This window comes from Leptolyngbya sp. O-77 (assembly GCF_001548395.1).
Classification (GTDB): Bacteria; Cyanobacteriota; Cyanobacteriia; order Elainellales; family Elainellaceae; genus Thermoleptolyngbya.
In genome coordinates this window covers 217786-230214 of record NZ_AP017367.1, presented here as the reverse complement: position 1 = coordinate 230214, position 12429 = coordinate 217786, and the positions used below count along the sequence as shown (strand labels likewise).

Genomic DNA, 12429 nt, shown 5'->3' with positions numbered 1-12429 from the left:
ATCAAAGCCTGAAAAATCGAAAAGCTTTATTGCTAAAGAAAAATCATCACGGCGGCAGCTAGCGTGATCAGAATCGCGTTGTAGGCGGCGTGGTCGGCAGTGCTGGCTTGCACGCCTGCCTCTTCCGACTGGAAGGCGTTGCCGGTTTGCCGCAAATGGCGATCGCGCACGTACTTATAGCGGCAGGCAAACAGGAACCCCGGCAAGATCAGCACCAGCCCGCCAATGATAGGAATGCCCGCCAGCAAATGTGCAAGCCCAAACCAGGTAGAGCGGATGCCAATTTGCCGCCAGGTATTCGCACCGCGCCGAAACAGCCGCTCCTCCAGCCGCGCCCAAAAGGGAATGCCCAGCAGCAGCGCTAGCCAAAACAGCAGAATCAGCAGCGTTGCCCAGTTAAAGTGATCTATCGCTGCTGGCACAGGCGGCTCCAGACCGGGCATCGGCGGAGGGGGGAGATCGGGCACTGGCGAGGGAGCAGGGGCGGCATCTTTGATCAGGTTGAACGGTTGAAACATAACGTTGCCCGGTCGCCCAAACACCAGATCCGACCAGCCCAGACGCAAAATCGGCGGGGCGATCGCATCGGCAATCGAATAGGTCGCCAGCGTCGCCACGACAATGCCCAGCGCCCGTCCGTAGGTCAGCCAGTGGGTGCCAAAGTAGGTCTGCCAGACGAAGCCCAGCCGCGACCGATGCCGCCACAGATCGGCCACAATCAGCCCCAGCACGCCCAACGACAGCAGCACCGACACGCCCTGCCGCAGCAATTCTGCCGCCGGCCCCTGCCCTAGCGCCAGCAGCAGCACCGCCGCCGTCACAATCAGCAGCCGCAGCTTAGCCGCATTCAGCACTGCGCCCACATTGCGCAGCAGTTCCCAGCGCGTTTCCCCCCCCCGCAGGTGCCTCCACCCCTGCCCCGCCATGCCCAGGCTCAGCAGCCGATTCAGCGCCGCCGGAGCGTAACCGGGTTGCAGCCGCAGCGCCTCATCGCAACTGGCGATCGCCCGCTCATAGCGCCCCAGCCGCATCAGCGCCCGCCCGTGATGCGCCCAGGCAGCCGCTTTCCACGCCTCCTGCCGATGCGGAGCCAGCGCCAGGGCCTGCTCAAAATTGGCGATCGCCTCCAGCACCCGATCCTGCCGCAGCAGGGCGATCCCCCGGTTGCTCCAGGCCCGGTCTAGCCTGCTGTCGAGGGCGATCGCCCGCTCATAGCACCGCTGCGCCTCGGCATATTGCCCCGCCACCGAATGCACCACGCCCTTGCTATTCCACGCTTCTGGCAGGTTGGGGTCAAGCTGCAACGCGCGATCGCAAAGCCCCATCGCCGCCTGCTTTTGTCGCCGCAGCACCGCCAGCAAAGACCCCTTCGCGCTCATCGATAGGGCATCCTGGGGCTGTTGTTCCAATGCGTTGCCAAAGCTGGTCAGCGCCTCGCCATAGCGCCCCAGACTGCGGAGCGTACAGCCGCGATCGCGCCACAGCCTTGCCCTCGGTTTGGCCGCCAGCTTGATCGCTTGGTCAAAATTCGCCAGCGCCTCCTTAAACCGCCCTAGCCCATCCAGCGCCCGCCCCCGCCCGTGATAGGCCGCCACCAGGTCTGGCCGCAGCAGCAACGCCTGGTCAAACTGGGCGATCGCCCCTTCAAACTGCCCTTCTTGCAACTGCCACCAGCCCAACCGACACAGCAACCCCGCCCGCTCTGCCTCTGGCAACTCAGCATTCCTCAGCCGCTGCCCATATTCTGCCGGAGTGAATCGAGCCAAATCATCACCAGACAACGAGAAATCCGAAAAATCCGAATCAAACTCAGAATCAAACTCAGAATCAGCGTACATGCAACATACTCAACGGCAGGACGGCTTGGCAATGCCTCTATTTCTTGGCAATGCCTCTATTTTAGGTTGAGGTTTTGGCGGGTTGAAGGGCTAGACGGTTGGAATGCGATGATTAGATTACCTTGCTTCCATCCATCCATGCTCACCCCTCCCCTGCGCCAGCACAACGGCATTTTTGAAGACCGCGCCTTTACCCGTCCCCTGCGAGACAGCGAACTCTCCTGCGCCATCCTGGTGGTGGGGGGATCGACGGCGGCCTACACGGCGGCGCTGGTGGCGGCGCGGGCTAATCTGTCGGTATGCCTGGTGCAGCCGACGCAGATTTTGGGGGGACAGTTCACCGTACAGGCGTTGCCCGCGTCGGACGATGGCGACTTGCTGAAAGAACGGGCGAGCGCATTTCATCGAGCGGGCGAAGAATTTGCGATTTCGCCGTTGCAGCGCTGGTTTCGCGATCGCCAGCGACAGCTCCAGCCCGTGCAGGGCGAAATTTTGCAAAACCCCGGCGGTGGCTGGGTCAGCCCAATTTGCACCAGTCCGGTGGTGGCTGCAACGGCCCTAAACGAGGCGATCGCCCCCTGTCTAGAACGGGGCACACTCCGCTTCATCCCCTTTGCAGAACCCGTCGAGGTGCGGTTTGCCACCCCTCTAGACGGGCGGCGGCGGGTGACGGGTGTCGTGTTTCAAGACCTCCAGCGGGGGCATCGCTTCACGGTTTTGGCACAGATCACCATTGAGGCAACGGATTTGGGGGATCTGCTGGAAGTGGGCAACATTCCCTCCCGCGTGGGGCAAGAAACCCGCGAAGAAACCGGCGAACAGGCGCTTCCTAAACGGCCCCTGCCAGAGTGTCAGCAGTCCTTTACCTACGGCGCGATCATCGAACTGGCGGAACCGGGCAAAGGCAAGCCCATTGGCGCACCGCCAGGATATAACGTCGCTCCCTGGCTGCTGGCAAAAGACTTTGAAGGCGACTTTTGGACGAAATCTGGCGGCCAATGGGAGCCACAGCCGCGCCCGTTTTTGCATCCCTTTGGGATTTTTCGCTATCGTCGCCTGATGCGCGTGTCTACCCAGGAAAAGCTGGTCAAGCCGGGGGATGTGTCGGTGCTGAACTGGGGCCAGCATCAGCACGGCGAGGGCGGCCCGATGCTCTGCGGCAATGACTATCGCGTGGGGGAACTGGTCGGCGTGAGCCGGGAGGAGCGCAAGCTGCATCTAAAGCAAGGGCGCGATCGCGCTCGGGCCTACGTCCACTACTTGCAGCAGCAGGGCCTTCCGCTAATACCCCGGGGCGACCTCACCTGGACCGCCGACGGCATCGCCCTAGAACCCTACATCCGCGAGGCAAGACGCGGTATCGCCCTCACCCCCATCATTCATGAAGATGTAGCCAAGGCCTTTTTCCCCAACCAGGCGCGGGCCCGCTGCTTTGCCGACAGCGTGGGCATTGGGCAATATCACTATCTCGATCTGCACGGCAACGACCGCCAGGGCCACGCCAGCCTGCCAGGAGACAAGGTGATCGCGCTACCGTTTACCTTGCCCGTGGGGTCGCTTGTGCCCATCGACACCGACGGGCTGGTTCTGTCGTCCAAGAGCCTCGGCACGACGCATATCACCAACGCCGCCTACCGGATGCATCCGGTGGAATGGGCAATTGGGGAAGCCAGTGGCTATCTGGCGGCGCTGGCCGTGTGGGCGGGGGTGCAACCGAGGGCGATCGCCCTTCAGGAATCCCTCCTCCGCAAGCTGCAAGGGCTAATCACGCGCAACGGCATTCCCATCTTCTGGTTCGACGATGTATCCCACAGCGACCCCGACTTCGAGCCGATTCAGGTGATGGCGACCGCAGGCATCGTCCGCAGCGAAACCGCCACCGACCTGCACTTCCGCCCCGAAAACACCATCACCCGCGCCGTCGTTTCTACCGCAATGGTGAAGCTACTCAACCTGTCGCCCACCACGCCCGACCAGCCCACCTTTTCCGACGTGCCCAAGAACCACTGGGCCCATCCCTATATCGAGGCCCTGGCCGCAGCCGGACTGATCGCCGGAGTCGGCCGCGGCCGCTTTGCGCCAGAGTCGCCCATCACCCGTGAGCAGTTGTCCTTTTTGGTGAAAAAAGCCGCGCCCGATGCCTACGACCAGGCCTTTGCCCGCACGCCCATCGACCGCCAGTCCCTACGCCGCCGAGAGCTATCGCGGGTGCTGTACGAAGTGATGAAGGTCGTGTTGAAAACCTAGAGCATCTTTGGGCGATCGCCCGGATTGATCGCTATGCTGCACCGGGCAGGCAAGCATTTGAACAAAATAAACCAATCCAAGCTTGTTCACTCAAAACTTGCAAGTGATTGGGGGGGCTTCCCGCTCGCTCTCTTCAACCCTGCGAAATCATCATCCAGAAGTACCTTGGGCCGATTCCATGATCCGCGCTAGCTTCTTGAGTACCTGTAATGCCCCCTGCCACTCTTGAGTGAGCGTATAGAGCGAAAATACCCGCGACAAACTGTACTGTTTTTCTGGTCGCAGCACTAGCTTGATAAACAGCACATCATCCCCATTGGTCAACATTCCGTACTGGGGCTGGTCTGACTCAGGGGTTGCCATCATGTAGGCTAATGCCTGAGGCAATGCCGATCGCGTTGAGATTGTCGTTTTCTTCGATTCCAACACCAGCGCCCAAAACTGCCGCTGCATAATCAAAACATCAATGCGCCCCCGCAAAATCTCTTCGCCATCTGTAACCGTCACTTCCACGCCTGCTTCTGCCTGCATCCGAAAGGGCGGATCATAGAATCCGGTTTGCTCCAGAAGCGGCGAAGCCACTAGCAGCATCACCGAGCCTTCCAGCAAATCCCCTTCAGCCCGATGATAAAGCAATCGTTGACGCAAAACTTGCAGCTTTGCCCGTTCAGCATCATTCAACTCCGGCAACTCTTGCTGCCATTCGGTAAAAAATTGCTCATCCTCAACCCGGCGTAATCCAAACCGGGCTTCCACTTCAGATAAGCTTTTAACCGCGTCGGTGACTGCAATGACTTTTGCCATTATGGGTTCCCTTCACCGGAGTCTTATCTCATCAGGGACAAATCTTTTATCAAACAAATCTTTTATCAGGTATCAAATATCAGGTATCAAAATCTCGCTTCAAAGTCCATTGCCGATCAGGATAAACGGGGCCCAGAAAAACGGCGGCTGGTTGTCTTGAATGAGACTGATCTGGGCTTGCTGGAGGGCTTCTGCTTTGGAGATTGTTTTCGGATTCAGCAGTCGATAAAACTGGGTCATCAGCGCTTCGGTGCCTTCGTCGTTGACCCGCCACAGGGAGGCGATCGCCGCTCTGGCTCCAGTCCGCTGCATCTGGAAGCCAAATCCCAGAATTTCTTCGCCATTGCTCTCGCCGCTGACGGCGGTCTGGCAGGCGCTCAGCACGATCAGTTCCACATTGGGCAACGACCAGCGCGATGCATCTTGCAGCGTAACGCGATCGCCATTTCCAAACACAATAAAGGTTTCCTCCGGCGAACCCGCCACAAACTGCGCGTGGGTCGCCAGGTGAACCACCGTATAGTCATTCATGCGGGGTATGGTTGCCTGGGGGCTGAACTGGGCATCAATCAGCTTTTGCGTGTTGGGGATCTGGGCTGCAATATTCTCTACCTCGATGCCTGCAAACGGCAGCCCCGGAAACTGAAGTTCTCGCGTCCCCACTCGCACACTGACTTCACCCTGCACAAACGCCCCTGCCAACACCCGCAAGTCGCGCTGGGGTCGTCGATCAAACTCTGTGAGGGAGGCGGCAGTGATGTAGTTAACCCGATAGCGCTGGGCTAGCCATTGCGTGCCGTCGTGCAGCGCCGCCAGCGGAATGTAGCGCAGTTGCCCGTCTGGGGCATAGACAATCGTCTGGGTGTTGGCTTGGGCCAGGTCTGCTTCGAGCGGGCGCACTAGCCAATTGTAAAGGCGCTCAGCACTGGGTCTGGGGTTGACCCGAATGTCGGTCAGGGATTGCCGCAGTTCCAAAATCGCCTGATTGAGCTGGGTGCGCGGGACGTTCACCGTGCGGCGGATGGGCGGCGAAAAGGGCGTAACCAAAATTAGCTCTAGCCGATCGTCTAGCACCAGCGGATAGAGCAAGACGGCGTTTTGATTCAGGTTTCGCAGATTGTTTTGCAGCGCGGTGAACTGCACCGGGTCAATGTTTTGGCGGCGCGTGGTGCGGCTAAGCTGATCTAGGGCGGCGATCACCTCTGGACGATTGAGGAAATCGTCGAAGGTGCGGGCCAAATTTTGCTCGGCGGCGACCAGCACGGCGAGGCGCTGCTGCTGAGCGGGGGTGCGGCGGTCGGGGGCGATCGCCCGCAGTCTGGCCAGTTCTCGCCCCTGGGCGATCGCCCGATCGTAGAGGTTGAGCATGTTTCGCTCTTCCTCAGAGAGGGCAATGCCGCGCCCCGTCTGCTCGTTGCCGCGCACGTCGCGCAGATAGTCGTCTAGTTCCTGCACTTTGAGCAAATCTAAGACCTGCTGTGCTTCCAGCACCCGATCCTGGCGCAGCAGCAAATCTGCGAGCAGGCGATAGGTGCTGGATACCCGGTCGGTGTAGGTCTGCTGAATGTCGGGGTTGGTCTGTTGCAGCCCGGCCCGCAGCGCTTCCCACAGGTTCACCGCCTGCTTCAAGAACACGATCGCCATTGCAGGCTGGTCTTGCTCCAAAAAGAGTCGCCCCAGATTTGGCAGGGTGCGGGCTTCGCCTTCGCGATCGCCAATTTCCTGCTTCACCAGCAGCGAGTCTTGCAGCATGTCCATCGCCTGGGGATATTGCTGAAGCTCGACATGCACCAGTCCCAGGTTGTTGAGCGCGGTGGCTTCGAGGGAGCGATCGCCAATCTCGCGGGCAATGTCCAACTGGCTTTGCATGGCGGCGATCGCCCGGTCATACTGGCGCTGGTTGAGCCACAGCACGCCAATAGCGCCCTGAATCGCAGCCTCGCCTTGGCGATCGCCCTGTTCCTGGGCAATTCGCAGTTCTCGTTCCAGTTGAGTCATTGTGTCCCCAGTGGGCTGCGAAGCTACTTCTGCCTCGCCGCCAGCCGTCCGAGCTTGTTGCACGCGGCGATCGGCCTCCTCTGGCTGGCCCAGCGCCCGATAGACGACCGCCTGATTTAGCAGCGCTGTGGCGATGCCCTCGCGATCGCCCAATTCCTGAGCAATAGCTTGCGCCTGCTGCAAATTTTCTAGGGCCAGGGTATAGTCGCCCGTGGAATAATAGGTCACGCCCAAATTACCCAAAATCAGCCCTTGCCGACGGCGATCGCCCGTTTCCTGGGCAATGGGGAGTGCCTGGGTAAAGGCAGCGATGGCTTCGGCATATTGCCCCAAGCTGCGGTGGGCTTCGCCAATGTTGGTTAGCGCAACCGTGCGGCCGGGGCGATCGCCCAACTCTTGATAGATCGCCAGGGCCGCCTGCCATCTGTCTAGCGCAACGGCAAACTGACTGGCGCTATAGGCCTGCACGCCCTCTCGCAGCAGGCGATCGGCCTCATCCTGGCGAATTGCCGCTTCTAGCGTCTGCGGCGGGTCTGGGGTTTGAGCCTGAGCGCTCTGCCCCACCAGCGCAGCTAGCAAACTCAGACCGCCGATCAAACTGGTGAATAGCAGCAACAGCAGCCAAGATTGGGATCTGGACTGGGAATCGTGGGAATCGATGGACGGAAGCGTCATGGCTGAACCCGTAAAGTTCTGTTGACCGCTGTTGACCGCTGTTGACCGCGGTCTAGTGGAGACTAGGATTTTGCCTCCAGATCGGCTCCACACAACAGTTCTAGCACCTGCTCTGCTGTGATCAGCCGCTTTAGCACCACTTGCCCAATCGATGCACTCGATCCGTCTGCTTGGATCGTAGGCGATGGACAGACTTCTACCATTAGCACCGACTCTTCAACTTGGTGCAGCCAGAGACGTTCGCCCCGCTCCACAATAGAAAGCTGCATCCGCTGGATGTGGGGCGGTCGCCGCCAGGCCCGCTCATCCCAAAGCCCGCCAAATTCCCACACGCGCCCCACCGTCCAACCGTCCGATAGAAAAAAATACTTCACAGGTTCCCACACCGATTTGTCTATTCAATCTGTTGGTTCAAACTGCTGGCTCAATCTGTTGGCTCAATCTGTTGGCTCAAACTGCTGGCTCAAACTGCTGGCTCAATCTGTTGGCTCAATCTGCTGGCTCAATCTGCTGGCTCAATCTGTTGGCTCAAGCTGCTGGCTCAAAGGCTCAAGCTGCTGGCTCAAAGGCTCAAGCTGCTGGCTCAAAGGCTCAAGCTGCTGGCGAGCGCCTTCATGTCAACACAGATGTCAATCCAGAAGCATATAAATCACAGAAGCATAAAAATCGCCACTCGAAGGGCGATCGCTCCGAGTGGCATCACTCAAACTGTCATTGGCCCCTTGCTGCTTAGAATACCGGGTTGACGAGTGGATTTATCGCAATCTGGCTTCAAAGACGTTGGGCCCTGCTTCTGGAAACCTGATGAACCCTATTAGGACTTACGCAGTTGGACAATTTCTCGCGGGCTGTGCCCGCGAGAAATTGTCCAAACCCCAAGGAGCTTACCGCAAGTGCGTAAGTCCTGCCTATAATCTGGAACCCTGGCTATGAGGCAACCAGGGTGCTTCCATGCCGCTTCAGATGCCAGGCCCAAGCGTGGGAAATGATGTCGTCAATGCGGCTATACTGCGGCTGCCAGCCCAGAACGTCCCGGGCCCGGTCGGCGCTGCCGATGAGCGCGGGGGGGTCTCCAGGGCGGCGATCGCACGCCTTCACCGGGATGTCCCGGCCCGTAATCCGACGAGCTGCCTCAATGACCTCGTTCACCGAGAAGCCACTGCCATTCCCCAGGTTAAAAATATTGCTGCTGCCGCTGTTGAGCAGGTATTCCAGCCCCAGCACATGGGCCGACGCCAGATCCGTCACATGGATATAGTCACGGATGCAGGTGCCGTCGGGGGTAGGATAGTCCGTGCCGAACACCTGAATAGCATCGCGCAGCCCCAGTGCCGTTTGCAGCACCAGGGGAATCAGGTGGGTTTCGGGGTTGTGGTCTTCGCCCAATCGACCTTGGGGGTCAGCACCCGCCGCGTTGAAATATCGGAAGATCACCGATTGCAGACCGTAGGCTGCGCCAAAGTCCTTCAGCACTCGCTCAATCATCAGCTTGGTCGCGCCGTAGGGATTGATGGGGTTCTGGGGATAGTCTTCAGGGATGGGCACGACGTTGGGAATGCCGTAGGTGGCGCAGGTGGAAGAAAACACCAGCTTGTTGATCCCGGCGGCGTGCATTGCTTCTAGCAGCGTCAGCGTGCCGACTACGTTGTTGCGGTAATACTTCGCGGGTTCTTTGACCGATTCGCCCACATAGGCATAGGCGGCAAAGTGCATCACTGCGTCGATGGTGCGGCTGGCAAAGATTTGGTCAAGCAGGGGGCGATCGCCAATCTCTCCGACAATCAGTTTCGCTTTCAGAACGTCTTCGACCAGTTCCCGATGCCCATACACCAGATTATCCAGAACCAGAACCTCGTATCCCGCTTGCTGGAGCGATAGCACCGCATGGGAGCCGATATATCCCGCACCTCCCGTCACCAAAATCGTCGGTTGATTGGTTGAACCCATGACTAAACCCCTAACGCGAAGTGCCATCTGATACTTACCTATGTCTACTGGGAAAGCACCAGGCAAGTTTAATTTTTTTATGAAGTTTTAGTGAATTTATCGATTTTTACGGAAAGAATCAAGCCTGGATCGGGAGTCATCCGGGCTTGAACCTTCCAATCTCAGCCTATCGCTAGGGGAAGTCGTAGGAGCGGCGAGACTGCTGGGCAGGAGAATCCGATGCGGGAAGTTCGCCCATTTCTGCGTTCATCGACACAGCGTAATGAACCAGTTGCAGCAAGCGCTGTCGGAGGGTGCCCAAACCGAGGCGATCGCCCGCCGAGATAAACAACGCCTGCGGAAACTCCGACTGAGCCAGCGCCAGCGTGTCGCCATCCACTTGGTCAATCTTGTTAAACACCAGCAGCGCCGGCCCTGGCGTAATCGGCATTTCGCTCAAAATCTTCATCACCGAGCGGATTTGGCTCTGCCAGGCTGGATGCGACAAATCCACCAGGTGCAGCAGCGCGTCTGCTTCGGTCACCTCTTCTAGCGTCGCCCGAAAGGCATCCACCAGCGACGGCGGCAGGTCGTGGATAAAGCCCACCGTATCTGTCAGCACCAGTTCCACAGGCTCCTGGGTTTCGGCATCCGTCACCACCAGGCGGCGGCTCGTGGGGTCGAGCGTGGCAAAGAGCTGGTCGGCAGTATAGACTTCCGCATTGGTTAGCGCATTCAGCAGGGTAGATTTGCCCGCGTTGGTATAGCCCACCACCGCCACCGAAGGCACGTCCCGATGCTGGCGGCGCTGTCGCAGCCGGGCCCGATGCGCCTGGATCTGGTTGACTTCCTGTTGCAGTCGGGCAATTCGCCGTTGAATGGCACGTCGTTCAGTTTCCAGCTTGGTTTCCCCAGGGCCTCGCGTGCCAATGCCGCCGCCCAAGCGAGACATGTCACGCCCTCGACCTATCAGTCGGGGCATGGTGTATTCCAACTGAGCCAGTTCCACCTGGAGCTTGCCAGCCCCCGTCTGGGCGCGTTGGGCAAAGATATCCAGGATCACTTCCGTGCGATCGACCACCCGCACGCCGATTTGCGCTTCCAGATTTCGCACCTGAGCAGGCGACAAGTCCCGATCAAAGACGATCAGGTTTGCGCCAACGGTCTGAGCGGCCAGGGCAATTTCCTGGACTTTTCCTTCCCCTACAACGGTTTGGGGATGGGGGTGGGCCCGCTTTTGCGAGAGAACCTGCACCACGTCGCCACCTGCTGTTTCTACCAGCCGCGCCAGTTCCTCCAGCCCAGCCTGAAACTGCTGAGCCGAAAGGTTGTCGGTCATGATGCCCACCAGCAACGCGCGATCGTGATCGACTTCGACCTGCTGCGCCACAAACTCGCGGCGAAATTCTGACTCCAGCCCTTCCGTTAGCTCCAGAAAGTCTTGCTGGCTGACCCGATCGAGGCTGAGAGGCGGCGAAACGGTCCAGTTGGCCTCCGGATGGGGAATCAGGTGGGCCAGATAGGCTTCGCGAATGTAGCCCGTTGCACCACCGCCCCGTCGCTCAAAGCCTTCGCCCGTCATCACCAGCAGCACCAGTGCATCTAGCCGTTGCAGCGCCATTGCGGTAAGGGCCGCGCTGCTGGGCGGTTCGGGCTTGAACTTGGTGGCCACACAGCGGATGCCGCTGAGACGCTCTGCGCCATATCGCGGGAGATCTTGTGGCGGAATTTGAGTTTGTCGCAGAGTGCCCACTCCAACACGAATCACCTGTCCCCGGCGATTAATATAGGCGCAAACGGGCTGACCAATCTCAGTGCTAACGGCCGCGAGGCGTTGGGCAAATTCGGGGGTCGTCAGGCGATCGCCCGGAAGTCGTTGGTGATAGAGCCGCTGCAACTGCTTGATCTGGCTGGGCTTGAGTCCCTGCAAGTTGCCAAAAATCGTTTCGATAGGCACAACGGATCGGCAGTCCGATCCCCTTAGCTCGACTCCCTCATTTTACATGGCAGGTCTGGAATGGCTGTGTGGAGGTTAATAAGAGTTGAGATCCGTGCCGATTTGAGTCGAACTTCGGGCAAATGGCGGAGCAAAACGATCCATCAGGCGTGGTGTAGGCGTTGTGCAAATCTTTTGTGAAGATTCAAGCTTGACTCATTTCGCCATATTTTACGGATACCACGCAAGTAAATTCAGAGAAAATACGCAGGGCGATCGCCAATGCACCAGGTCTCAAGAGAGAAACTCCGGGATAATACATAAGCGCATTAAGACTAATCTTACGATCGATAGCAATCAATTAAATTGTTCTAAAACCTTCAGCGTCTTGGCGGATTGACGTAATGTTTTTTGCGCCTTAAAGACCTAATTAATATCGATTAATAAAGGGTTGAAGTGCTTTCAAATGAGGGGTTTTGCCCTCTTTTTATTAAAACTTAGTTTTGATTATAGTTGGATTAGTAAAGCCGATTCAGTTTTTTTATTCTAGTTGATCTTGTTCTTGAGAGCATCGCATCGCTGACAAATGAAACAAAACCAAAAGATAAGCGAGGGACATGCGAGGAAAAATTAAGGGGTGAAATCTGAAGACTATTAGAGCGTTTTAGCGAACCAGGCTGAAAAATCAGTCTTCTACAGCTAAGCGCTTTGAAGGATCAGTAGTTTCCCGTAGTTGCCAAAGACCATTTTCAAGAAGCCAAGTTGTGAAATTGTCTCTAGTGACTGGCTCTATCGAGCGTCTGCATTGACAGACTTTATTTAGATTGACCTTTTGGCAGCGTTTCTATAGCTCGTGAGGGTCGTGAGCGATCACAAAGCCCCTGTTTCGCTAGGGCAAACGCACCTCACGATGCAAGGAAATTCTATAAGGTTGTGCGATCGCAATTGGGCTACGCAAGTTTATAACCGCCTTCCAGATAACTTTAGAAACTGAGAATATCCAGA

At 58.0% G+C, this 12429-nt stretch carries 7 protein-coding genes; 1 reads left to right on the top strand and 6 read right to left on the bottom strand.

The features are described from left to right. Nucleotides 1-32: 32 nt before the first annotated feature. Entirely contained in the window at nt 33-1838 is a 1806-nt protein-coding gene (locus O77CONTIG1_RS01035; protein ID WP_068507344.1) for a tetratricopeptide repeat protein, read from the bottom strand. 138 nt (nt 1839-1976) lie between these two features. Here O77CONTIG1_RS01035 and O77CONTIG1_RS01030 point away from each other — a divergent pair, with 138 nt between their 5' ends. Beyond that, nucleotides 1977-4085 carry an FAD-dependent oxidoreductase gene (locus tag O77CONTIG1_RS01030; protein ID WP_068507342.1) on the top strand — a complete coding sequence of 703 codons (2109 nt, stop codon included), beginning with the start codon at nt 1977-1979 and terminating at the stop codon, nt 4083-4085. Nucleotides 4086-4235: 150 nt separating this feature from the next. Here O77CONTIG1_RS01030 and O77CONTIG1_RS01025 read toward each other — a convergent pair whose 3' ends face one another. The 5 genes from O77CONTIG1_RS01025 to hflX all read right to left on the bottom strand — a co-directional run bounded on the left by O77CONTIG1_RS01025 (nt 4236) and on the right by hflX (nt 11445). Beyond that, complete coding sequence (locus O77CONTIG1_RS01025) at nt 4236-4889, bottom strand: type I restriction enzyme HsdR N-terminal domain-containing protein (RefSeq protein ID WP_068507341.1); 654 nt, start codon at nt 4887-4889, stop codon at nt 4236-4238. 99 nt (nt 4890-4988) lie between these two features. Next, nucleotides 4989-7562, bottom strand: coding sequence for a CHAT domain-containing protein (locus O77CONTIG1_RS01020; RefSeq protein ID WP_068507340.1), 2574 nt, complete (start codon nt 7560-7562; stop codon nt 4989-4991). A gap of 62 nt (nt 7563-7624) precedes the next feature. Continuing rightward, on the bottom strand, nt 7625-7936 hold the full coding sequence (locus O77CONTIG1_RS01015; RefSeq protein ID WP_068515815.1) for a hypothetical protein: 312 nt from the start codon (nt 7934-7936) through the stop codon (nt 7625-7627). 553 nt (nt 7937-8489) lie between these two features. After that, a complete protein-coding gene (galE, locus tag O77CONTIG1_RS01010) occupies nt 8490-9509 on the bottom strand; it encodes a UDP-glucose 4-epimerase GalE (protein ID WP_068507338.1) in 1020 nt (339 codons plus the stop codon). A gap of 172 nt (nt 9510-9681) precedes the next feature. Next, nucleotides 9682-11445, bottom strand: coding sequence for a GTPase HflX (hflX, locus tag O77CONTIG1_RS01005; RefSeq protein ID WP_084781970.1), 1764 nt, complete (start codon nt 11443-11445; stop codon nt 9682-9684). Between the last annotated feature and the right edge of the window lie 984 nt (nt 11446-12429).